Raw genomic sequence first — 22,172 nt, forward strand, 5'->3', positions numbered from 1 at the left:
CCTCTTCCTTGCTTGCTTGCTAACTGAGCTCGCTTACTGAGCGCCCTAAGCGCCCGATCAAAACTGCACTTCGCTCAGCGAGAGCACGCCAGCGTCGCCCTTTGCGGCCAGGATCGACGTCTCGAGGCCGCCTGCCTGCGGGAGAATGTGTTCGGCGTAGAACTGCGCAATCGCGATCTTCGCGCCGTGGAACTCGGCGTCGTTCGCGAGTTCGCGTTGCGAGACGAGCAGCGCGCGCGCCATTTGCCAGCCGCACAGCACGACGCCCGCGAGCTTGAGATACGGCACGCTGCCCGCAAACACTGCGTTCGGGTCGCTCTTGACGTTCGCAATCACGTAGTCGATGACATTCGCCAGTGCGCGCGCGCCCTTCTCCAGTTGCTCGCGCATCGATGCCGCCGCCGCGCCGCCGGCCTGCCCGAGTTCTTCAGCAGTCCGGGCGATCTCGCCAAGCAGCGCCTTCGCAACCGCGCCGCCGTCGCGCACCGTCTTGCGGCCGACCAGGTCGTTCGCCTGGATCGCCGTCGTGCCTTCGTAGATCGCGAGAATGCGCGCGTCACGGTAATACTGCGCTGCGCCCGTTTCCTCGATGAAGCCCATGCCGCCATGCACCTGGACGCCGAGGCTCGTCACCTCATTGACCATTTCCGTGCTCCAGCCCTTCACGACCGGCACGAGGTATTCGTAGATCGCGAGATTGCGTGCGCGCACTTCTGCGTCAGGATGATAGTGAGCATTGTCGCTATAGGCGGCTGCGACATAAGCGAGCGCACGGGCGCCTTCGGTCATGGCGCGCATCGAGCCGAGCATGCGTCGCACGTCCGGGTGATGGATGATGGTGGCCGACTGCTTGAGCGAGCCATCCACGGGGCGGCTCTGCACACGCTCCTTCGCGTACGCCACGGCCTTCTGGTACGCGCTTTCAGCCACGCCCACGCCCTGCATGCCGACGCCAAAGCGCGCCGCATTCATCATGATGAACATGTATTCGAGGCCGCGATTCTCCTCGCCCACGAGATAGCCAATCGCGCCGCCATGGTCACCGTATTGCAGCACGGCCGTCGGGCTCGCCTTGATGCCGAGCTTGTGTTCGATCGACACGCAATGCACGTCGTTGCGCGCGCCGAGCGAGCCATCGTCGTTCACGAGGAACTTCGGCACGACAAAGAGCGAAATGCCCTTCACGCCTTCGGGCGCGTTGGGGGTGCGCGCCAGCACGAGGTGAACGATGTTCTCCGCCATGTCGTGCTCGCCCCACGTGATGAAGATCTTCGTGCCGAAGACCTTGTACGTGCCGTCACCCTGCGGTTCGGCGCGCGTGCGCACAAGTGCGAGGTCGGAGCCGGCCTGCGGCTCGGTGAGGTTCATCGTGCCGGTCCAGTCGCCGGAGATCAGCTTCGGCACGTAGCGCGTCTTCAACTCGTCGCTGCCCGCGGTGAGCAGCGCCTCGATGGCGCCGTCGGTCAAGAGCGGGCACAGCGCGAACGAGAGGTTCGCCGCGTTGAGCATTTCGATGCAGGGCGTGGCGATCAGCTTGGGCAGCGCCTGGCCGCCGAACTCGGACGGATGTTGCAGACCTTGCCAGCCGCCTTCGACATACTGGCGGAACGCCCCCGCGAAGCCCGGCGTGGCCGTGACCTCGCCGTCGCGCCAGCTGCTGGGCGCGCGGTCGCCTTCTACGTTCAGCGGCGCGATGACTTCGCTGGAGAGCTTCGCGCACTCGTCGAGCACGGCTTGCGCAGTGTCGAAACCAGCGTCTTCGAAACCCGGCAGGGTTGCGACGGCGTCGATGCCGGCCAGCTCTTTCAGCACGAACAGCATGTCCTTGACGGGGGCGTTGTAGCTCATGATCGGTCCTTCCAGTCACTCAGGGGTCAAATTGGATGCGCCGCCGGGCCAGGGATGTGGCCACCTTGCGGCAGTACAGGACGAATCGTAGCGGCAATCGGTCGCCAAACCACTGTCCAAACCGGACCACATGGTGACAATTCTGGCCACGCTATCGGCTGCTGTGCCCACCCGTCATGGGTGGGCGCCCCCGCTTTGTGTCGCGCGACCTTCGGCCGCCCGGCCGCTCAGCCGCGACGGCGGTAGGTGCCGGGCGTGCTGCCCGTCCAGTGGCGAAAGGCGCGATGAAAGGCGCTGGGATCGTCGAAACCCAGATCGCCGCCAATGGCCGCGATCGTGTCCTGGGTGTCGGTGAGGCGCTGGATCGCCACGTCGCGGCGCAGTTCGTCCTTGAGCGCCTGGAAGGTCGTCTCCTCCGCCGCGAGGCGCCGGCAGAGCGTCCGCACCGAGCAGTGCAGGCTATCGGCCGCCGCTTCGATGGTCGGCAGATCGGGCAGTTGCGCGGCGAGATACTGACGCACGTTGTGGCTCACGAGCTGCTCGCTGAAGGTCTCGAAGATCCAGTCGCCGGGCGAGCGCGCGAGAAACGCGCGCAGGTTGCGCTTGCTCTGCCGGATCGGCATGTCGAGATAGGCCGCGCTGAAGCGCATCAGCGTGGCTTCCTTGCCAAAGCGCACGGGCCCATGGAAAAAGTAGCGGTGATCGAGCGCATGTGGCGGCTGCGCGCAGGCGAAATCGACTTGCAGAAGCGGAATACGCTGGCCGATCAGCCAGGAGCACACGCCGTGCGCGAGCTTGAGCGTCAGTTCCTGCCCGAGCGGCCCGATCGCGGCATACGTCGGATTGGCGCGTAATGCCACCTGGGCCACGAGCCCCTGGCGGCGCGATTCGAGCCGGAAATCGTCGAGCACGATGTGAAAGAACTGGTCGAAGCGATGCAACGCCGTTTCGAGGTTGCGCGCATCGAGCAGGCTCAGGCAGAGGAACTTGAGCGTGCCGCTGCGCAGCGGCCGGCTGAAGATGCCGGGCATCTCGTCGTCGAGTTCGATGGCGAGCGTCTGGTAGAGCGTGGAGAACTGCTCTTCCGTCACACGGCCGCCCGGCTTGGCAAGCAGTTCCAGCGCGATGCCCGCCTCGTTGAGATAGCGGCGGATCACGGCGGGCTCGGCACCGGCACCGGCGAGAAAGCCGTTGACGAGCGAGATGGGAACGGTAGCGCTGAGCGATGGCATGCGTTGACGATGGGAGTCCGCGGAAACGGACAGACAGAGGGGTCAGCCCGCGCGCGCCATTCTAAATCGGCGCGGCCAAATCGGCGCGGGCGCGCCCCGAAGTCTCGTGCTGCCGCGAGCCGCTTACTGCGCTGCGTCCCTCGCCCGCGCGAAAGACGCAAACCACGCGAGACTTTCCGGGTTGGCCATGGTGTCCGGATTGGCCACCTTCTCGAGCGGCTGCCCGAGCAGAAGCCGCTTGATCGGCACCTCCATTTTCTTGCCCGAGAGCGTGCGCGGAACGGCCTCTATCTGATGAATCTCGTCGGGCACGTGACGCGCCGAAAGCGCCTCGCGCACGCGTGCGCGAATGCGTTGCGCGAGCGCGTCGGTCAGCTCGACGCCGGGGCGCAACACCACGAAGAGCGGCATCGACGAGGCGCGTCCCAGGTACTCCAGATCGACCACGAGACTGTCCAGCACCTCGGGCACCGACTCCACCGCGCGATAGAGCTCGCTCGTGCCCATGCGAATGCCGTGGCGGTTGATGGTGGCGTCCGAGCGACCGTAGATGATCGCGCCGCCTCTCGGCGTGATGCGCAGCCAGTCGCCATGGCGCCAGATGCCAGGAAACATGTCGAAGTAGCTTTCGCGGTAGCGCCGGTTCGCCTCGTCGCGCCAGAAGTAGAGCGGCATCGAAGGCATGGGCGCGGTGCACACGAGTTCGCCGACTTCGTCGATGCGCGCGTGCCCTGATTCGTCGAACGCCTCGACTCGCGCGCCAAGGCATCGGCACTGCATTTCGCCGAGATAAACCGGCAAGGTCGGCACGCCGGCGAGGAAGCACCCCGCGAAATCGGTGCCGCCCGAAATCGCGTCGATCCACACCGGCCCTACGTGCTCGAGTATCCATGCATACGCTTCGGGCGGCAGCGGGGAGCCGGTCGAGCCGACCGCGCGCAGGCACGAGAGATCCGCCGCCGCACGCGGCTCGACGCCGGACTTGAGGCACCCCTGGAAATACGCCGCCCCCGCGCCGAAGAACGTGACACCAGTCTCGCCCACAAAGCGCCACAACGCCTGCGCGTCGGGATACGCGGGGTTGCCGTCGTAGAGGCAGAGCGTCGCGCCCGCGAGCAGCCCACCCACCTGGCAGTTCCACATGATCCAGTTCGTGCTGGCGTACCAGTGGAAACGGTCGCCGGGGCTCAGGTCGAGGTGTAACGCAGTGAGCTTCACGTGCTCCACCACGATGCCGCCGTGCGAATGCACGATGGCTTTGGGCATGCCCGTCGTGCCCGACGAATAGACGATCCACAACGGATGATCGAACGGCACGCTCTCGATGTGCAGCGGGACGTTGCCCGCGATGGCGTCGCGCCATGCCGTGGCGCGCGGGTACTCCCTCACGTTGACGTCCGCGTCGAGCTGCGGGACGAACACGAGATGCGCCACGCTCGGCAACTCGCGCAGCAGATGGTGAATCAGCTCGCGCCGGTCGTGCGGCTTGCCGCCGTAGCGATAGCCGTCCACGGCGAACAGCACCTTCGGCTCGATCTGCCGGAAGCGGTCGAGCACTGCGAGCGGTCCCATGTCGGGCGAGCACACCGACCAGATCGCGCCCACGCTCGCAGTGGCGAGGAATGCCACGACGGTCTCGGGCGTGTTCGGCATGAAGGCCGCCACACGGTCGCCGCGCGTGACGCCCATGCGCCGCAGCGTGGCCGCGCAAGCCGCCACCTGGCGGCGCAGTTCCGCCCAGCTCAATTCGCGCGTGCGCCCGGCCAGGGGGCCGCTCTCGCTGCGCGAAACGATCGCGGGCCGCGCGTCGCTCGCAAGCTGAAAAGCCCGTTCGACGTAGTTCAGCTCGACGCCGGGAAACCAGCGCGCGCCGGGCATCGCGGCATCGGCGAGCGCTGCGCCGCGCGGCTCGCGCGAGGGAATCTGCGCCCAGTCCCACAGCGCGCACCAGAAAGCGTCGACGTTCTCGACGGACCAACGCCATAGCGCGTCGTAGTCGTCGAACGAGAGACCGCGCGTATCGCCGAGCCACTTCATGAACTGGGTGATGCGGGCCGATTCGACCTGCTGCGGCGTCGGCGTCCAGGCCGGAGGGGATGCGGGAAGCGTTTCGTTCATCTCGTTGCGCGGTGCGCTTGCGGGTTCGTCTGACCTAATGGTGCCGGAGCCGGTGCGCCTCGAACAATGCAGGGAAACCAGTGGAAGCGGCTCGCCTACATTCGCTGACGACGAGATCCGCTAACGCGTTGTCCCGCACAAATAGAGCGAAACGTGGTGGGCCTCTAACCCGGCGTCGTGATGGGCTACGACCGCAACGCCGATACGAATAGGCCGCGGCGCCCTGAATCGACTCGAACCGGTGAGTATTCCCGACGCTGAAACGGGAATGGGCCTCAAGGCAAAGTGCGCACGCGCGTGAGCACGCAGAGGCCAGGGATGATCTTCTATTGAAGCTGGCCTACCTGGCCTGAGAGCGGACGCCTGAAACGGCGCCCTGTTGCGTGTTTGCGCCCGCCTACTCCTCGCGTGCCGGCGGCATGACCTGAGCGCTGATCGTGTGATCGCGCCAGAACAGGTTGTTGATGCGGCCCTGCAATCTGCGCAACCCCTCTTCGCTCGCGGCGTGGAAGGTGACCAGCGCGCTGGGACGCCCCGCCCCTTCGATGCGCTGAATCGCGTCGTACGGCGGAAAACCGTAGCGCTCCAGAAACTCGTTGATTTCGGCGTCCGTGACGTGTTCGTCGATATTTCCCAGCAGCAGATCGGCCATGGTCTACCCCTCGTGAGCGCTCAATTGTGATGATAGTGTGGTTTGATCCGACGTGACGAGAAGCCGCGCCGGATGGCGCGCGCCGCTCAGTACTTCTCCTGCACGTACTTGTAGGGGTAGTCCGGGTCGCGGTAGCCTTGTGCCTTCTGACGCTCGGGCAGCGTGACCTTCTCGCGCGGCAGCGCTTTGTACGGAATGGTGTTCAGAATATGGCCGATGACGTTCAGGCGCGCGCGTTTCTTGTCATCGGAACGGACAACGAACCACGGGGATTCCGGCGTATCCGTCATGTCGAACATCTCGTCGCGCGCACGTGAATAGTCGTACCAGCGGCTATACGACAGGAGGTCCATCGGCGAAAGCTTCCAGATCTTGCGTGGATCGTTGATGCGCCCTTCGAGGCGCCGGGTTTGCTCTTTCTGGCTCACTTCGAGCCAGAACTTGATGAGGATCGTGCCCGAGTCGATGATGGCGCGCTCGATGAGCGGCACGCCGCGCAGGAATTCCGTCGCCTGTTGCGGCGTGCAAAAGCCCATCACGCGCTCGACGCCCGCACGGTTGTACCAGCTGCGATCGAACACCACGACTTCACCGGCAGCGGGCAGCAGCGGCAGGTAACGCTGAAAGTACATTTGCGACCTCTCGCGCTCCGTGGGCGCGGGCAGCGCGAATACGCGAAACACGCGCGGGCTCACGCGTTCGGTGAGCGCCTTGATCGTGCCGCCCTTGCCTGCGCCGTCGCGGCCTTCGAACACGATGCATACCCTCAGGCGCTTCTGTACTACCCACTCCTGCAAGCGCACGAGTTCGCCATGCAGGCGCTCGAGTTCCTTTTGATAGGCTTTTTCGCTGAGTTTTTCCGCCGGCTCCGCGGCGCTCGCGGCCTTGACTTCATCTTTCTTCGCCATTAAATGCTCCCCGCTTCGGACGCCTCCCACGAGGCATCCATCCACTATGGTGTGTGGACGAGGGGCGCGCAATAGGACTTTGGACTAAGGCACGGGTCGTCTTGACCTACAGCAACCACGCTCGCGCGAGAGCGTCAATCGTGCGCGTAGTTGAACTCGGGCATGGCCTTTAGCTGCGTCTTGTCGGTCTGCAGTACGATCTGTTTCCTGTCGATGCGCAGATCGTTGAACGGCACGGCCACGAGATGCTTGCCCATGCCGAGAAAGCCGCCCACCGAGAGAATCGCGAAGGCGCCTGCATCAGGCGACTCGAGCACGATGTCGTCGATCGCGCCGATCTTGCTGCCGCTATTGTCGTAGACGTCGGAGCCCACGAGCTTCGATGCGCGAAAGCCGGTGCCCGATTGCACGGTCGCCATACGCTGCACCGCGATCGATTGCGGTGCGCCCTGCGCGAATGCGGCAGACGGAGCGCACAGCGCGAAGCCTAACGTGCACCCAAGCCCGATGACGAGCGCGGATGCGCGGCGGCAAGCCAGGTCACGCAAATCCTGCGGGTGATTCGATTGTGTCGTCATGGTATCCCCCTCCCTTGTGCGAATGCACGGTGAATACCGCGCAAATGCAAGCGCTGTGCCCGGCGCCGTCACGCCTGCGCGAGCCAGTACTCGATCAGCGGCCCACGTTCGCCATAAAGAGGATCGCTCGCGGGATACGTTAGCGCCTGCATGGCGTGCAGTTCCGCCGATGTCAGCGCGTCGCGATGGATGTTCCATTGCGAGGCCGCCAAGCTCAACGTGAGATGACTGCAAAGGTCCTTGCGCGGAGAGCTGCAACCTGCGTACCGAGGCGAGCGGCCGGGGGCGTACTGCGCGGCACGGCGCTTGCGGTACGCCGGGCAAATGGATTCGCGCGAACGCGGGACCGTAATGCATCGGGCGCACGCGTCGCGCATCCCGGAGAGGTCTATGCGTTCGAATTTTCTTCTTGCCGTCCGTTTCCTACGGACTCCCGAGGCCCATCTGCCGACCGAGGAGCCCGATAATCCGCGTCGCCCAACACCGCCTCCGGTGCCGGACGTCGAGCCCCCGCCGATACCCCAAGGTGATCCGCCACCTGAAGCGCCACCGGAGCGGCTGCACTGACGCCCCGGCGCTACGCGGGCGCGGCAGGGCTCAGCCGGAGGCTTGCAACCGGCGCGACAGGCCAGCCTTCACCTCGGGCCACTCGTCCTCGATGATGCTAAAGCGCACGGAGTCGCGCTTGCGGCCATCGGGCATGATGCGTTCGCGGCGCACCACGCCCTCTTCTTTCGCACCCAGGCGCAGGATCGCGGCGCGCGACTTCGCGTTGAGCACGTCGGTCGTGAACTGCACGCGCACGCAGCCGAGCGATTCGAAGGCGTAACTGAGCATCAGAAACTTCGCCTCTGTGTTCACGATGGTGCGCTGCGCCGAGGCAGCGAGCCACGTGGAGCCGATTTCCAGCTTGCGGTTCTCACGGTCGACCTTCCAGAAGCGCGTGCTCCCCACCACACGGTCACTTGCGAGCAGCCGGATTGTGAATGGAATCACGGTGCCGGCACGCACGCCATCGAGCGCCCTGGCAATCCAGGCGTCGACGGTAGCGGGACTCGGCACCACGGTCACCTTGAGGTTCCAGAGTTCACCATCCGCCGCCGCGGCGACGAGGCGCGGCGCGTCCTGCGCGCAGAGCGGGTGCAGCGCGACCGTGCGACCGTTCAGGGTGGGCAGGCCGTTCGGCACGGAAGTGGCTTCGACAGCTGTTCTGGATGCTGGGCCAAGTATGTCGGTCATGGCGGGAATCGATGGAATGTGGCGAGAGCGTGAGGCAACCCAGGGCGAAAGGCTCACGCATTCTAGCGCCGGACTGGCGGCGGAGGCGACGCGCCAGCCGTTACAATCGCGACTGCAATTTCGCCACTAATCGGGCCGGCGCTCCCACGCCGCGCGAACGCCGTGGCGCTGCCCATCCCCATTTTTTCGCATCGCATATGGCCCGCATCGAGCTCCACTTTCCCGAAGACCAGTTCTATTACTCGACGCACCTCACGGTGCGCGTTACCGACATCAATTCGGCCAATCACCTCGCCAACGATTCGATGATCTCGATGATTTCCGAGGCGCGCGCGCGTTTTCTGTTCGACGCGGGCATCGAGGGCATGAAGGACGCGCACACGAGCATCATCGTGACCGATCTGGCCACGACCTATCGCGCCGAAGCCTACGCGCGCGACGCGCTCTGCTTCGAGGTGGGCATCATGGATTTCAACAAGTACGGCGGCGACATCATCTTTCGCATTACGCGGCCCGCCGATGGCGCGCTGATCGCCATGGCGAAATCCGGTTTCGTGTTCTTCGACTACGAGGCGAAAAAGGTCGTGCCGATGCCGCAGGCCTTCCGCGACAAGTTTCCGCAGGTCAATACCGTCGGTTGACGATTGCGCCGCTCAACGCGGCTGGAACATGATGAGCGCCATGCCGGCCAGCGTGAAGCCGATGCCGGCCCAGTCCCAGGGGCTTGGCCGGATCGCCTCGACGGCCCACAGCCAGAGAATCGCCACGCAGACGTAAACGCCGCCGTAGGCCGCATAGGTGCGCCCGGCGGCCGTGGGATGGAGCGTGAGCAGCCAGGCGAAGAGCGCGAGCGAGACCGCTGCCGGCAAGAGGGGCCACGCGCTCGCGCCTTCGCGCAGCCAGCGGTAAGGCAGATAGCAGCCGATGATCTCGGCGAGCGCGGTCACGACGAAAAGCACAAACGTCTTCATGGGCGCAGGACAGTGGCAGGGGCGCCCATGGTAACGCAGGCGGCCATGCCGCCTGCAAGAGCCGCGCGAAATACGGCTTACGGCCGCTCGCCGCGGGCAAGCCGCGATTCGATCTCGCTCACCACGGGCAGCAGGTCGGCGACGCTGTCGATCACATAGTGCGCGCCCGCTGCGCGCAGGCGTTCAACGGCCGCGGCGCGGCGGCGTGCGAATTCATCGGGCGCTAGCGCGTGGACTTCGTCCTCGGTGAGTCCGAAGGCGTTGCCGCTCACCGCGACCCCCACCGCCCACGTCCCGCCGTTAATGCCCTCTTCGATGCCGACTTCGGTGTCGTCCACCTTGATCGCATCGCGCGCGAGCCACACGCCGAGTTGCGGCAGCGTGCGGTAGATCATGTACGGCGAAGGCCGGCCCTCAGGTGTGTCGCCGGTGCAGACGATGCTGTCCGGCTCGAAGCCCTGCGCCTTCGCGCCCGGCACGATCTGGTCGATGATCTCGCGCGTGTAGCCCGTGGTCGAGCCGATGCGTACACCATCGGCGCGCAGCGCGGCGGTCACGGCCGCCACGCCTGGAATGACGTCGCTGTACTGCGCGGCCACGGCGACGTTCTTCGGCACGAAGACGTCGTACACGGCGTCGATATCGGCCTCGCCCGGCGCGTGGCCGTAGCGCGCTTCCCATGCCGCCGCGACGCGCGGCAGCGCCATCAGCGCTGCGATGTGCGGACGCTTGGCCATGCCCATCGGCCCGCGCGCCTCTTCGATCGTGACCGGCACGCCGAATTGCTCGAAGGTCTCGACGAAGGCGCCCATTGGCGCGCGCGAGCCGTAGTCGACCACGGTGCCGGCCCAGTCGAAGATCACTGCCTTGACGTGTTTCATTGCATGCGTCCTGCTAAAAATCGATGGTCTGTAGTCTTAACGATAGGCGCGTATCAAGCGGCGAGCGCTTCGCGTGCGCCGAGATCGACCGGCGCGGGCGCAGCACTCGCCACGCCGAGCGAGTGCAGCGCTTCGCCGCATGCGGCGACGACGCGGCGCATGACGGTTTCGTCGAGCGCGCCGATGCAGCCGATGCGAAAGCTCTCCACGCTCGTCAGCTTGCCCGGATAGATGATGAAACCCTGCGCCTTCATTAGCTCGTAGAAGCGCGTGAAGTCGAATGCGGGATCGGCCGGCGAAAAGAAGGTGACGATGATGGGCGAGCGCCAGCCTTCGGTCAGCAGCGGCTCAAAACCGAGGCCGCGCATGCCTTCGACGAGCACGTCGCGGTTGTGCGCATAGCGCGCGAGGCGCCCCGGCTGACCGCCTTCGAGCGCGTGCAGCCGCAGCGCCTCGATGAACGCGGCCACTGCGTGCGTGGGTGGCGTGAAGCGCCACTGGCCGGTACGGTTCATGACATCCCATTGATCGTAGATGTCCAGCGCGAGCGAGTGGCTCACACCTTTGGCGTTGCTCAGGACTGCTTTTTTCGCGATCACAAAGCCGAAGCCAGGCACGCCCTCGATGCACTTGTTCGCCGAGGAGACGAACGCGTCGCAAGGCAGCGTGCGCACGTCGAGCGGCACCGCGCCGAACGCGCTCATCGAGTCGATCAGGAGCCGCCTTCCCTGGCGCGCCGTCACGGCCGCGATCTCCTCGATCGGGTTCAGAATGCCCGAGCTGGTCTCGCAGTGCACGGCGACGACATGCGTGATGTCCGGGTTCGCGACCAGCAGGCGCTCGACGTCTTCGGCGCGCGGCGGCAAGTAGTCGCCGGTATCGTGCACGGTGTGCTGGCGCCCCAGGTAGCGCAGCGTCGTGGCAATGCGCTTGCCGTACGCGCCGTTGGCGAGCACGAGCGCGTGGCCATCTCGCGGCACGAAGCTGCCGAGCATCGCCTCGACGCAATAGCTGCCACTGCCCTGCAACGGCACGCAGTCGTATTCGCCATGTACGTCGCCCGCGATCTGGAGCAATGCAGCGCGCAACTGTGCGGTCATGGCGCGGAAGTCGGCGTCCCACGAGCCCCAGTCGCGCTGCATCGCGGCCTTGGTCGAGGCCGCGGTGGTGAGCGGTCCGGGGGTCAGGAGATACGGCTCGGCGGGGGTGGTCATGCGGGCTCCGGTGGACGTCAGGGCTGTCAATGTGCCAATGCCCACACGTTAGCGCAGCGCTCTCCATCGGTAAAATCGATATAATCGATGTCGATATAAGTCAAACTTATCGCCCGTAACCGGAGCGCTTCGACATGCAATACGCACAGTTGCGTGCTTTTCACGCGGTCGCCGAACACGGCGGGTTCTCACGCGCCGCGCAGGCGCTCTCGCTCACGCAGCCGGCCGTGTCCGATCATGTGAAGCGGCTCGAACAGGATTTCGGGGTCAAACTCTTCGAGCGCGGGCCGCGCGGCGTGGAACTCACGGAACTCGGGCGGCGGCTATTCGCGGTGACACGTCAGATGGTGGGCTGCGAGCGCGACGCGCGACGGCTGCTCGAAGCGGCAGGCGCGCTCGAATCGGGTGAACTCGCCCTCGCCGCCGACGCGCCGGACCTCGCAATCAAGCTGATCGGCGCGTTCAGGCGGCGCTATCCTGGTGTGGTGATCAAGCTTTCGATCGCAAACGCGACCGAGTGCATGCGCCGCGTGCTGGCGAGCGAAGCCGACGCCGCGATCACGGCGGCGCGCCAGGTGCACAGCCGGCTGCAGGCGCGTGTGCTGCGCGAGGAACCGCTAGTCGCGGTGGTGCCCGCAGAGAGTCCCGCCGCGAAAAAGCGCCGCATGACTTACGAGGAACTCGTGCGCGAACCGATGGTGTTTCGCGAAACGCATTCGGTCACGCAGCAACTGCTCGAAGCCGAACTCGTGCGCAAAGGGTTGCAGGTCCAGCCGGTGCTCTACGTGGATGGCCGCGAGGCGCTGCAAACGGCCATCGCGCAAGGCGTGGGCGTGGGCGTGATCGCGCATGCGGAATTCGGCGAGTCGCGGCGCATTCGCATGCTGCCGCTCGTGGACTGCCAGGTGCGCATGGTCGAATCGCTCACGCGCCTCTCCGACACGTCCTCGTCGAACCTGCTCGACGCGCTCTTTGCCACACCGCTCGATTGAGCGCAGTGGCCGGGCCGTCAGGCGACCACGATAGCCGTGCCGACGGCATGGAGCAGATCGCGCAGCGTCTCGGCCTGCTCCATGCGTGCGCCGTGGCGCAGGTGAATGCGCAGCGCTCGGCCCGCAATGCCGTCGACCGGGCGCGCGAGCCACAGCTCGACGGCGAGCCCGAGGCCGTCGGGCGCATCGGGCACGACCGGTTCGACGACGCGCGGATTGAAGGAGGCGGATTCGGACATGGCGAGACCTCGGTGGCGGGATCGGCTTCATCGTAGCGAGGCCATACGCCCGCGCCAAACGAGAAATCCGCGTATGCAAATGAGCGCCGCCCGGCATTGGATCGCGCTGGCAGTGGCATGCACGCGCTGCGCGCGACGCGCGCACCGTTATCGCTGCGTGCGCGGGTTTGCTTTACGAGCAGCGTATGCCCGCGAGTGGCAAACTGAACGCATCGTTGTGCGGCAATTTGCCTGCAACGGGATGGGAGGACCTCCTCATGGAACGCCCCTTTACCGATCGCCGCGAGGCGGGCCGGGTGCTCGCCGGCTCGCTCTCGGCCTACGCGGGCAGACGCGACGTGATCGTGCTCGCGCTCCCGCGCGGCGGCGTGCCGGTAGGCTATGAAGTCGCAAATGCACTGCACGTGCCGCTCGATGTCTTGCCCGTGTGCAAGCTCGGCTTGCCCTGGCAGGCGGAACTCGCGATGGGCGCGCTGTCGTCGAACGGCGCGCAGTACGTGGACAGCTCGCTCGTGCGCAGTGCCGGCGTGAGCGAAGCGCAGTTGCAGAGCGCCATGGCGCTCGCGCGCATCGAGCTTGGCCGCCGCGAGGTGCGCTACCGCGGCGAACGTGCCCCGCTTGCGGTGGCGGGCCGCGTCGCGGTTGTCGTCGACGACGGGATGGCCACCGGCGCGTCGCTCAAGGCGGCGGCGCTCGCGCTCGCCACGCTTGGCCCCGCACGCATCGTCGCTGCGCTGCCGGTTGCGCCCGCGGGCTCGCAGGAGCGCCTGGGCGGCACCGTGGACGAATTCGTTTGTGCGCGCATGCCCGAGGCGTTCTACAGCGTCGGCCAGTTCTATCTCGACTTCGATCAGGTCAGCGACGACACCGTGCGCGACCTGCTGGCTCTTGCGGCGGCTGACGACGCGAACGGCGAGACGCAAATCTGAACCGCGCCGGTTATGCCGCCGTTACTAGCCCTCGTGCCTTATCGCACCGGATGCGAAGCCGCTTCGCCCACCACCGTTTGCCAGGGCCGCACGCGCCAGTGCTTCACGAGCCCCGAGCGCACATACGGGTCGGCGCGCGCGAACGCTTCGGCGGCGGCCGGGCTGTCGCCCTGGAAAAGCAGCAGCGCGTTGTCGACGGGATCGGCAATCGCCCCCGCGAGCAGCAACTCGCCGCGTTCGACGGCGGCCCATGCGAGCGCCAGGTGAGCGCTGCGGTGTTCGGGGCGGCGTTCGAGATAGTCGTCTGCGAGTTCGTACATCAAGAGGTAATGCATGTGTGTTCTCCGCGCTGTTGCGGCCGCGTCGGACTGGGTTGACGGCCGATAGCGAACATTGTGCAGCAGCGCGCGCGTCAACCGAACACATCGCTGCGTCGTTTTAATAGCGGCTTTGCCATAATGGCGGCGCGCAAGGCGCACCGGCCATATACGGCCTGGCCGCACGGCTACTCAGAACGTCCAAATTCAAGGGAGTGAACGATGAAGATGCAATCCGTCATTGCTGCAATCGTGCTGGGCGGCGTGCTGGCCGCGCCGGCGTTCGCGCAAACCGCCGCGCCCGCCGCTCCCGCGGCGAACAGCCAGCAGAACAAGATGAAGGCGTGCAACACCCAGGCCGGCGACAAGAAAGGCGATGATCGCAAGGCATTCATGAAGCAGTGCCTTTCGGCTGCCGGCGTCCCGGCTCCGACGATGACCCAGCAGGAACGGATGAAGGCGTGCAACGCCCAGGCCGGCGACAAGAAGGGCGACGACCGCAAGGCTTTCATGAAGACGTGCCTCTCGACGAAGAGTTGAGCGAAGCGAGTTCAGGCCCCTTCTGCATCTGCAGGATCCGCGCGCCGCAGCGTTTGCTGCGGCGCGTTTTTTATGCGCCGGTTTTGTGCGTTGCAGCGTCTTCTCGACCTCCGCGCGCCTACGTCTTCGGTTGTGCGAAGCATCGCCGAAGTATGCGAAATCACTTGAAAGCGCACGAATTTGCCTAATCCTGCGCGTTCGGCCGCGCCGTTTTTCTCCTATGATGGCTGGAGCGGCGGCCCCTCCCCGCGAAATCACACATTAGCCATCGGGCTGCCGCGTTGACGTTGATGCCAAAGGCATCGAACGGAGGCGCAGATGGCATGGAGACACAAGAACCGCTGGTTTCGGCGCTGGCTGATGGTGATCACCTTCTGGCTCGTACCGGTGATGATCGTCGTGGTGCGCGAGGTTCAGGACGAGATGGCGTACAACCGCGCGGATTTGCAGCGCGCGCTGACGACGTGGGTCTTCACCGATGCCGAACGTGACGCCGGCGCCGCGCTACGCTGCCACGGCACGCCCGAAACCGCGCGTGCGGCCGGCTGCCCCGCCGGGGTGCTCGCGGCGAACGCGCCACGCCAGCAGGAAGCGCGGGACGAATACGCGGTACGGCGCGCGACGCTCGCGGGCTATTTGTGGCACGCGTTCGTCGGTTACTGGGTGGTGCCCGCTGCGGCGCTGCTCGCGATCGGCTTACTGATCGGCGGCGTGAAGCGCGCCCTGCGGCGGCCGACGGCCAAGCCCGTGCCGGAGCACTAGCATTTTTCGTGCATGCGGCACGGCGCAGCGATTGTGATGCACAGTCTCAAAGTACAGATCGGGACGTTCGGGTATAACAAATGGACGCCGTGACATCACGGCGCCCGGAAACCAGAACGGAGAACAAGATGACCGCATCTCGCTTCTTTTTGAAGGCTTCTGTCGCGGTTGCCCTCGCTGCCGCGGCGCTCTCGGGCTGCACCACCACCGGCAGCCAGGCACCCAACGCCGCGACCGACGCGTCGCGCGCCCAGTCGATCAACGCCGACGTCGACGCAACGCTTTCGCGCCTCTATCAGACGGTGCCGGGCTCGCGCGAACTGGTCGGCAAAGCGCGCGGCATTCTCGTGTTTCCGCGCGTGATCCAGGCGGGCATCGGCGTGGGCGGTGAGCACGGCGACGGCGCGCTGCGCGTGGGCGGTAGCACGGTCGGCTTCTACAGCACGTCGTCGGCTTCGGTCGGCGCAACGCTCGGCGTGCAGTCGAAGTCAGTCATCTATCTCTTCATGACGGAAGACGCGCTCGCGAAATTCCGCAATTCGAGCGGCTGGTCGGCAGGCGGTGACGCATCCGTCGCGCTCGTGAAGGTCGGTGCGAACGGCTCGATCGACACCACCACGGCCACCAAGCCCGTGCAGGTCTTCGTGCTCACCAACAGCGGGCTGATCGGCGACCTCTCGCTTGGCGGCACGAAGATCACGAAGCTCGACCTCTAAGTCGACCTCCAGGCGCACTCCGAACGTCCGCGGACTCAACTCGCGGACGTATCGATCACCTTGAAGCGCGAGCGCTTGTTCGCGCGAATCACGGCCTCATACGCCTGCACGTACTCCTGCGCCATGCGGTGCGAGGTGAAACGCTCTTCGAAGCGGCGCCGCACTCCTGCACGCGGAACGCGCGAGATGCGATTTACCGCCGCCACGGCGCCAATCTCGTCCTCGACGATAAAGCCCGTCACGCCCTCTTCCACCACCTCCGGCACCGAGCCGCGATTGAACGCGATCACGGGCGTGCCGCACGCCATCGCCTCGATCATCACAAGGCCGAACGGCTCCGGCCAGTCGATCGGGAACAGTAGCGCATGCGCGCCGGAGAGGAATTCGGCCTTCTGGCTGTCGTTGATCTCGCCCACATACTCGACGTGCGGTAGCGCGAGCAGCGGCTTGATGTCGCGCTCGAAATACTCGCGGTCGGCTTCGTCGACCTTGGCGGCGATGCGGATGGGCAATCCACAGCGCCCGGCAATGCGTATTGCCGTGTCGACGCGCTTTTCCGGCGAAATACGGCCGAGAAACGCAAGATAGCGCTGCTCTACGGGCTGCGGTGTATAAAGCATCTCGGGCAGGCCGTGGTAGACCGTGCGCAGCCAGCGCGCTTGCGGCATCGGCTGACGCTGCGCATTCGAGATCGAAATGACGGGGGCGGTGTTGAATGTATCGAACACCGGCTGCTGCTCGGGCAAATCGAGACGGCCGTGCAGCGTCGTCACAAACGGCGTTTCCTGGCGCTTGAACACCGAAAACGAGTAGTAGTCCATATGGAAATGCAACACATCGAACTGGTCGGCCTGGCGGCGCACCATTTCCATGAGGAGCATGTGCGGTGCGATGCGGTCGCGAATGCCGGGGTCTAGCCGCAGCGCGCGCGGCCACACAGGCTCGAGCTTCGCGCTCGTGAGCGAATCGCCGCTCGCGAACAGCGTGACGTCGTGCCCGAGTTCGACCAGCGCTTCGGTGATGTATGACACGGCGCGCTCGGTGCCGCCATAGAGCTTCGGCGGGACCGATTCGGTCAGCGGGGCGATCTGCGCAATTCTCATCGAGTGTCTCCAGGAAACGGGGCCGCGTTGCCCGTTCTTGCGGTGCTGGTCATTCTAAGCCAGGCGGAGGCGGCGTCCGCGGCCCGAGCTTCCTTCGGGTTAGCACGGATTGTTGCGGGGGTCGAGTCCGGTCGGGGTCCGCTCAGTGTCCGCTCAGGCATCGGCGACGCGGGTGTGTCAGGTATCCCATTATTCGGCAAGCCGGCGGCGCGCGCCGTCAGTCTTTCAATTTCTATACGGTGTTACATGCCGAAACAACCCCTGCGTTTGCCCTACCGGCCTACCTGGCGGGCCATTTCCACGCCGGTACGTCAAGCGTGTCCGGATCGGCGAACCCTGTTGCGCCGAGGCGCCGTTCGAGCACGACCGACTGGCTGCCCGCCTCGCGCTCCAGCGCCGCCACGAGCCGCGCCGCGTGCGAGACCACAATGACCTGCGAGTGCCGCGACGCCCGCGCGATGAGCCGCGCGAGCGACGGCAGCAGGTCCGGGTGCAGGCTCGTCTCGGGCTCGTCGAGCACCAGCAGGCCGGGCGGCCGCGGGCTCAGCAGCGCCGCCGCGATCAGCAGGTAGCGCAAGGTCCCGTCCGAGAGTTCCGCGCCGCGCAGCGGCCGCAATAGCCCCTCCTGGCGCAGCGCCACCTCGAAGCGGCCTTCGTGATTCACGATCTCCACGCGCGCGCCCGGAAAGGCGTCGCCGATGGCGGTGTCGAGCGCCTCGCCGTCGCCGATCTCGCGGATCGTCTGCAGCGCGGCGGCGAGGTTTGCGCCGTCGTCGGCGAGCACCGGCGAATGCGTGCCGATCTGCACCTGGCGTGCGCTCGCGTGCTCGTCGGTGCGGAAGTGGTCGTAGAAGCGCCACGAGCGGATCTGCTCGCGCACGGCGATCATTTCGGGCGCGCTGCGCGGGTCGGCGTACTCGGTCATCATGCTGTCGAAGCTGGCCACGGGCTGCGCGAGCGTCGTCCATTCGCCCGAGGCGTCGCGGATGCGGATCATCGGCCCCTGGCGGTCCACGAGCAACGCCGAAGGTCGCAGGATCGGCCCGCTCCAGATGCACTCGCGCTTGATGACCGGGTCGAGCGAAAACTGCGACGTCGACGAAGGCAGCGGCAATCCGAGATCGATCGCGTAGCCAAAGGCGTCGCCCGCGAAGCCAAGGCGCAGACTCACTGCATCCTTGCGCACCGTGCCCTGCACCGCGTATTCACCCGCGGCGACCGCGCGCGAGAAGCGCTCGGGGCCCGCCCAAAGCGTGGATTGCAGGCCGCCCTCGCGCGCCAGCGACGGAATCACGCCGCCGCGCGCCGTGAGCGCGAGCAGACGCAGCGCGCGATAGAGATTCGACTTGCCGCTGCCGTTCGGGCCGGTCACGACGTTGAGCGCGCCAAGCGGCACGATGAGCTCGCGCAGCGAGCGGTAATTGGCGATGGCAAGCGTAGTCAGCATGAACGTGCGTGGCGAGTGCCTGGAGTGCCTTGGGATGCCTGGAACAGCCACGCATCATACGCAATCGTGCAGGCACGCGAACCGCCTGTGCCCCGCATCAGTCAGCGCGGCTGGGGCACTGCCGCGAGATCGCGCAGGAAGCTGTCTCGCCACACGCCCAGATCGTTGCGTCTGAGCGCCTCCATGTTGGTGTGGTAGCGCGCCTGGCGCTCTTCGAGCGGCATCGAGAGCGCGCGTTCGAGCGCTTCCGACATGCCGGCCGCGTCATGAGGATTCACGAGCAATGCCCCGGTGAGTTCAGCCGCCGCGCCAGCGAAGATCGAGAGCACGAGCACGCCCGGATCGCCGGGATTCTGCGCGGCCACATACTCCTTGGCGACGAGGTTCATGCCGTCGTGCAACGGCGTCACATAACCGATCTGCGACTCGCGAAAGAGCGACATCAGTTTCCAGCGGTCGTACTGCTGGCTCAGATAACGGATCGGCGTGTAATCGAGGCCCGAGTAGCGGCCGTTGATGCGCCCCGCCTCGCGCTCCAGCTCCTCGCGTATCACCTTGTAGCTCGCGACGTCCGAGCGCGTGGGCGGCGCGATCTGCACGAGCGTGACCTTGCCGCGCCATTCGGGCGACGTCTCCAGCAACTGCTCGAACGCATGGAAACGCTCGACGAGCCCCTTCGAGTAGTCGAGCCGGTCCACGCTCATGATGAGCTTGCGCCCTTCCAGACTCTGCTTGAGATCGAGCACGTGCTGGCGGCTTTCGTAACGCGCAGCCTGCTCGGCGATTTCGTCCGGAAACACGCCGATGCGGTAGACACCCGTGCGCAGCTTGCGGCCATACGCCTCGACTTCGCCATGCTCCGGATTCTCCGCGCTCGCCACCACTTTGCCGCGCGCCTCGCGCGCGATGTAGTCGTGAAACGCCTGCTGGTCGTTCTGCGTCTGGAAGCCCAAAAGGTCATAGCAGCATAGCGATCTGACGAGCTCGTCGTGCGGCGGAATGGTTTGCAGCACCTGCGGCGAAGGAAACGGAATATGCAGGAAGAAGCCGATACGGTTGCGCACGCCTTCTGAGCGCAGCGCCTCGGCGAACGGGATCAGGTGATAGTCGTGGACCCAGATGTTGTCGTCCGGGTGGATCAGCTTCATGAGCTTGTGCGCGAGCCACGCGTTCACGCGGCGGTAGCCCGCGTATTCGTCGCGCTCGTAGCGCGCGAGGTCGTTGCGGTAGTGGAAGACCGGCCACAGCGTGGCATTCGAGAACCCGCGGTAGTACTGATCGTAGTCTTTGCGCGTGAGGCCGACGGTCGCAAAGGTGACGTGGCCTTCTTCGACGAGCGTGGGTCCCGCGTTCGCCACCGTCTCGCTCACCACGTCGCCGCTCCAGCCGAACCACACGCCGCCCGCGTCCTTCAGCGCGCCGAATACGCCAACCGCGAGCCCGCCCGCCGAGCCCTTGGTTTCCGTCGGCGTCGCCACGCGATTCGAGACGACTATCAGTCTGCCCATCTTGCTGTTCCTCCTCCTGTCTTCACACTGCTGCATCGACTGCGGCAGGGATTGCACCGGCAGCGCGCCGCAGTTGTCGTTCGCCGTCGCTCAGCCTCCTTCGCGACGACTTTCGGTCGCTGGCTCGCGCGCGCTGGTTGCTTCGGCCGCGTTGGCATCCGTCGCTGCGGCCGGCTGCCCCGGGCGGTGCGCCTCCAGTTCCTCGTTGTCTCCCGGCACGCGCGTGCCTGTCACGGGATCAGCCTCAGTATGTGCCGCCGTGCTCGCCGCCGCCTGCCGCGCCGGGCGCCGCACGAAAGACGGCACTTCGCCGGTGCTGCTTTCGAGTTCCGCCGAAACCTCGGCGCGCGCTCGCGGCAGGAACTGCGGATAGTGCTCGTTGACGAAATCGAGCAGCCCTTCGCGCACGCGGCAGCGCAAATCGAAATTCAGACCGGAATCGCGCGAACTGACCAGCACGCGCACTTGCATGGCGCGCTCGTTGGCGTCGGTGACCTGTAAAACCTGCACGCGGCGGTCCCATTCGGGCGCACCGTCGACGATGCGCGCGAGCGCCTCGCGCAGCGGCGCGAGCGGCATGCGGTAGTCGAGCCACAGAAAGACCGTGCCGATGATCTGCGAGCTGCTGCGCGTCCAGTTCGCGAACGGATTCTCGATGAACCACTGCAGCGGCACGATGAGCCGCCGCTGGTCCCAGATCCGCACCGAAACGTAGGTGCCCGTAATTTCCTCGATGCGCCCCCACTCGCCCTGGATCACGACCACGTCGTCGAGCCGGATCGGCTGCGAGAGCGCGATCTGCAGACCGGCGATCAGATTCCCTAGCACGGGGCGTGCCGCGATACCGGCAACGAGACCGGCAACGCCAGCCGAAGCCAGAAGACTCGCACCGATCTGCCGCACGTTCGGGAAGGTCATGAGCGCCGCACCCACCCCCACGATGATAATGAGCACCATCACCGTGCGCGCGAGCACGCGGGCCTGGGTGTGGATGCGGCGGGCCTGGAGGTTGTCGGCGATGTCGAGCGGATGCGCGGCGATGATGGCCTCGCCGATCGCCGCAGCGCAGCGTACTGAAAGCCAGGTGATCGCGCCGATCAGCGCGAACGCGCACAACTCGCGCAGGCCGCTGATGTGCCGGAGCGTGTCGGGCGCCTGCCACCAGACGAATTCGATCGCGAGGATGGCGAGGACGGCCAGAGCCGGCTTGCGGATATAGCGCAAGAACACGCTGACGCGCGGATATGGGCGGGCGACGCGCAGCAAGACGCGGCCGCCGATCCAGTACATAGCGAACGCCAGAACGAGCGCGAGCGCGCTCACGAGCAGCGTGCCGAGCCAGTCGTATAACGGCGCGTCCGCGAAACGGGAGAGATCGTCGAGTGTAGGCATCTGCGGCCAGTTCCTCCTGAGCATCCTGAGCAATAAGACGACTCTTGGAAACGGCACGGGCGCCAAGCCCGCGGATGGCCACGGCGATGGTCCAGCTGGCCTCGCAGCGGCCTCGATGATGAATGGCGCGGCCAGGGGAAGGCGCCGCGCCGTGCTACTCGTTACGTCTACGACCAGCCGGCTTCAACTGCCGTTGCCGGTCTTGCACGGAAACGCCTTGCCAAGCCCGAGCGAAATGGCGGTGCTGGCGTTGTAGCCGGCCACGTTCGGGTTGTCGGCGATGTACTTGCGCACCGCGTCGGTGAGTTGCGCGGAGCGCGCGTCGGGCGGCAGGCAGAAGTATTGACCCACGCGCGGCCCGGTAGTGCCGCCGATGGCGTCGATGGTGTTGAAGATGCCGTCCGCGGCACCTTCGATATAGGCAGCGCACGCGCTGCGCGAAGCCACGTCAGTCTTCGTGCAGAGCCGGTTGAGGTCGCTTGCCGTGAATGCGAAAGCGGAGAGCGGCAACGCCATCGCGCCCGCACAGATCAGAACCCGCAGCATGGTTCTCCTTGAGTTGTCGTGGGGAGCGGCGCTTCGAGCA

General features: G+C 65.9%; 24 protein-coding genes. 6 read left to right on the forward strand and 18 right to left on the reverse strand.

Annotated elements, in window-relative coordinates; all coding sequences use genetic code 11:
- Positions 1–57: 57 nt before the first annotated feature.
- From L0U83_RS06950 to L0U83_RS06990, 8 genes are all read right to left on the reverse strand, one after another.
- Positions 58–1,848, reverse strand: coding sequence for an acyl-CoA dehydrogenase (locus L0U83_RS06950; protein ID WP_233881533.1), 1,791 nt, complete (start codon positions 1,846–1,848; stop codon positions 58–60).
- A gap of 227 nt (positions 1,849–2,075) precedes the next feature.
- Positions 2,076–3,080 (reverse strand): AraC family transcriptional regulator, encoded by a 1,005-nt coding sequence (locus L0U83_RS06955; RefSeq protein ID WP_233881534.1) that lies wholly within the window; start codon positions 3,078–3,080, stop codon positions 2,076–2,078.
- Positions 3,081–3,203: 123 nt separating this feature from the next.
- Positions 3,204–5,198, reverse strand: coding sequence for an acetoacetate--CoA ligase (locus L0U83_RS06960; RefSeq protein ID WP_233881535.1), 1,995 nt, complete (start codon positions 5,196–5,198; stop codon positions 3,204–3,206).
- A gap of 397 nt (positions 5,199–5,595) precedes the next feature.
- Positions 5,596–5,850 carry an RNA recognition motif domain-containing protein gene (locus L0U83_RS06965; protein ID WP_233881536.1) on the reverse strand — a complete coding sequence of 85 codons (255 nt, stop codon included), beginning with the start codon at positions 5,848–5,850 and terminating at the stop codon, positions 5,596–5,598.
- A gap of 86 nt (positions 5,851–5,936) precedes the next feature.
- Positions 5,937–6,758, reverse strand: coding sequence for a polyphosphate kinase 2 (gene ppk2 / locus L0U83_RS06970; RefSeq protein WP_233881537.1), 822 nt, complete (start codon positions 6,756–6,758; stop codon positions 5,937–5,939).
- Positions 6,759–6,892: 134 nt separating this feature from the next.
- The gene (locus L0U83_RS06975) at positions 6,893–7,336 is read right to left on the reverse strand and encodes a PRC-barrel domain-containing protein (protein ID WP_233881538.1); all 444 of its coding nucleotides are present in this window, start codon (positions 7,334–7,336) and stop codon (positions 6,893–6,895) included.
- 68 nt (positions 7,337–7,404) lie between these two features.
- Positions 7,405–7,554, reverse strand: a complete 150-nt coding sequence (locus L0U83_RS06980) for a hypothetical protein (protein WP_233881539.1) — start codon at positions 7,552–7,554, stop codon at positions 7,405–7,407.
- Positions 7,555–7,933: 379 nt separating this feature from the next.
- Positions 7,934–8,575 (reverse strand): GNAT family N-acetyltransferase, encoded by a 642-nt coding sequence (locus L0U83_RS06990; RefSeq protein ID WP_233881540.1) that lies wholly within the window; start codon positions 8,573–8,575, stop codon positions 7,934–7,936.
- Between the two features lie 197 nt (positions 8,576–8,772).
- Between L0U83_RS06990 and L0U83_RS06995 the strand changes: the two genes are divergently transcribed.
- Complete coding sequence (locus L0U83_RS06995; protein WP_233881541.1) at positions 8,773–9,216, forward strand: thioesterase family protein; 444 nt, start codon at positions 8,773–8,775, stop codon at positions 9,214–9,216.
- 12 nt (positions 9,217–9,228) lie between these two features.
- On the opposite strand, the gene L0U83_RS07000 is transcribed toward L0U83_RS06995, so the two are convergent.
- The 3 genes from L0U83_RS07000 to L0U83_RS07010 all read right to left on the reverse strand — a co-directional run bounded on the left by L0U83_RS07000 (position 9,229) and on the right by L0U83_RS07010 (position 11,641).
- The gene (locus L0U83_RS07000) at positions 9,229–9,546 is read right to left on the reverse strand and encodes a YnfA family protein (RefSeq protein ID WP_233881542.1); all 318 of its coding nucleotides are present in this window, start codon (positions 9,544–9,546) and stop codon (positions 9,229–9,231) included.
- Between the two features lie 77 nt (positions 9,547–9,623).
- The gene (phnX, locus tag L0U83_RS07005; RefSeq protein ID WP_233881543.1) at positions 9,624–10,427 is read right to left on the reverse strand and encodes a phosphonoacetaldehyde hydrolase; all 804 of its coding nucleotides are present in this window, start codon (positions 10,425–10,427) and stop codon (positions 9,624–9,626) included.
- 53 nt (positions 10,428–10,480) lie between these two features.
- Positions 10,481–11,641, reverse strand: coding sequence for a 2-aminoethylphosphonate--pyruvate transaminase (locus tag L0U83_RS07010; protein WP_233881544.1), 1,161 nt, complete (start codon positions 11,639–11,641; stop codon positions 10,481–10,483).
- 134 nt (positions 11,642–11,775) lie between these two features.
- On the opposite strand from L0U83_RS07010, the gene L0U83_RS07015 reads away from it, so the two are divergent.
- Complete coding sequence (locus L0U83_RS07015; protein WP_233881545.1) at positions 11,776–12,633, forward strand: LysR substrate-binding domain-containing protein; 858 nt, start codon at positions 11,776–11,778, stop codon at positions 12,631–12,633.
- 17 nt (positions 12,634–12,650) lie between these two features.
- Here L0U83_RS07015 and L0U83_RS07020 read toward each other — a convergent pair whose 3' ends face one another.
- Complete coding sequence (locus L0U83_RS07020; RefSeq protein ID WP_233881546.1) at positions 12,651–12,872, reverse strand: hypothetical protein; 222 nt, start codon at positions 12,870–12,872, stop codon at positions 12,651–12,653.
- 257 nt (positions 12,873–13,129) lie between these two features.
- Between L0U83_RS07020 and L0U83_RS07025 the strand changes: the two genes are divergently transcribed.
- On the forward strand, positions 13,130–13,801 hold the full coding sequence (locus L0U83_RS07025) for a phosphoribosyltransferase (RefSeq protein ID WP_233881547.1): 672 nt from the start codon (positions 13,130–13,132) through the stop codon (positions 13,799–13,801).
- 38 nt (positions 13,802–13,839) lie between these two features.
- Here the strand turns inward: L0U83_RS07025 and L0U83_RS07030 are convergent, their stop codons facing one another.
- Complete coding sequence (locus L0U83_RS07030; RefSeq protein ID WP_233881548.1) at positions 13,840–14,136, reverse strand: YciI-like protein; 297 nt, start codon at positions 14,134–14,136, stop codon at positions 13,840–13,842.
- A 204-nt stretch (positions 14,137–14,340) separates the two neighbouring features.
- Between L0U83_RS07030 and L0U83_RS07035 the strand changes: the two genes are divergently transcribed.
- The 3 genes from L0U83_RS07035 to L0U83_RS07045 all read left to right on the forward strand — a co-directional run bounded on the left by L0U83_RS07035 (position 14,341) and on the right by L0U83_RS07045 (position 16,136).
- Entirely contained in the window at positions 14,341–14,658 is a 318-nt protein-coding gene (locus L0U83_RS07035; RefSeq protein ID WP_233881549.1) for a PsiF family protein, read from the forward strand.
- Positions 14,659–14,976: 318 nt separating this feature from the next.
- Positions 14,977–15,420 carry a hypothetical protein gene (locus L0U83_RS07040; RefSeq protein ID WP_233881550.1) on the forward strand — a complete coding sequence of 148 codons (444 nt, stop codon included), beginning with the start codon at positions 14,977–14,979 and terminating at the stop codon, positions 15,418–15,420.
- Positions 15,421–15,548: 128 nt separating this feature from the next.
- Positions 15,549–16,136 (forward strand): BPSL1445 family SYLF domain-containing lipoprotein, encoded by a 588-nt coding sequence (locus L0U83_RS07045; RefSeq protein ID WP_233881551.1) that lies wholly within the window; start codon positions 15,549–15,551, stop codon positions 16,134–16,136.
- Positions 16,137–16,171: 35 nt separating this feature from the next.
- Here L0U83_RS07045 and L0U83_RS07050 read toward each other — a convergent pair whose 3' ends face one another.
- The 5 genes from L0U83_RS07050 to L0U83_RS07070 form a co-directional block, all read right to left on the reverse strand.
- A complete protein-coding gene (locus L0U83_RS07050; protein WP_233881552.1) occupies positions 16,172–17,239 on the reverse strand; it encodes a glycosyltransferase family 4 protein in 1,068 nt (355 codons plus the stop codon).
- Positions 17,240–17,519: 280 nt separating this feature from the next.
- On the reverse strand, positions 17,520–18,686 hold the full coding sequence (locus L0U83_RS07055; protein WP_233881553.1) for an AAA family ATPase: 1,167 nt from the start codon (positions 18,684–18,686) through the stop codon (positions 17,520–17,522).
- Between the two features lie 101 nt (positions 18,687–18,787).
- Complete coding sequence (gene otsA, locus L0U83_RS07060) at positions 18,788–20,194, reverse strand: alpha,alpha-trehalose-phosphate synthase (UDP-forming) (RefSeq protein ID WP_233881554.1); 1,407 nt, start codon at positions 20,192–20,194, stop codon at positions 18,788–18,790.
- 90 nt (positions 20,195–20,284) lie between these two features.
- Positions 20,285–21,586 carry a mechanosensitive ion channel family protein gene (locus L0U83_RS07065; protein WP_233881555.1) on the reverse strand — a complete coding sequence of 434 codons (1,302 nt, stop codon included), beginning with the start codon at positions 21,584–21,586 and terminating at the stop codon, positions 20,285–20,287.
- A gap of 183 nt (positions 21,587–21,769) precedes the next feature.
- On the reverse strand, positions 21,770–22,132 hold the full coding sequence (locus L0U83_RS07070; RefSeq protein ID WP_028207010.1) for a Rap1a/Tai family immunity protein: 363 nt from the start codon (positions 22,130–22,132) through the stop codon (positions 21,770–21,772).
- Positions 22,133–22,172 lie beyond the last annotated feature (40 nt).

The sequence above is a fragment of the Paraburkholderia flagellata genome (assembly GCF_021390645.1).
GTDB classification, from domain to species: domain Bacteria; phylum Pseudomonadota; class Gammaproteobacteria; order Burkholderiales; family Burkholderiaceae; genus Paraburkholderia; species Paraburkholderia flagellata.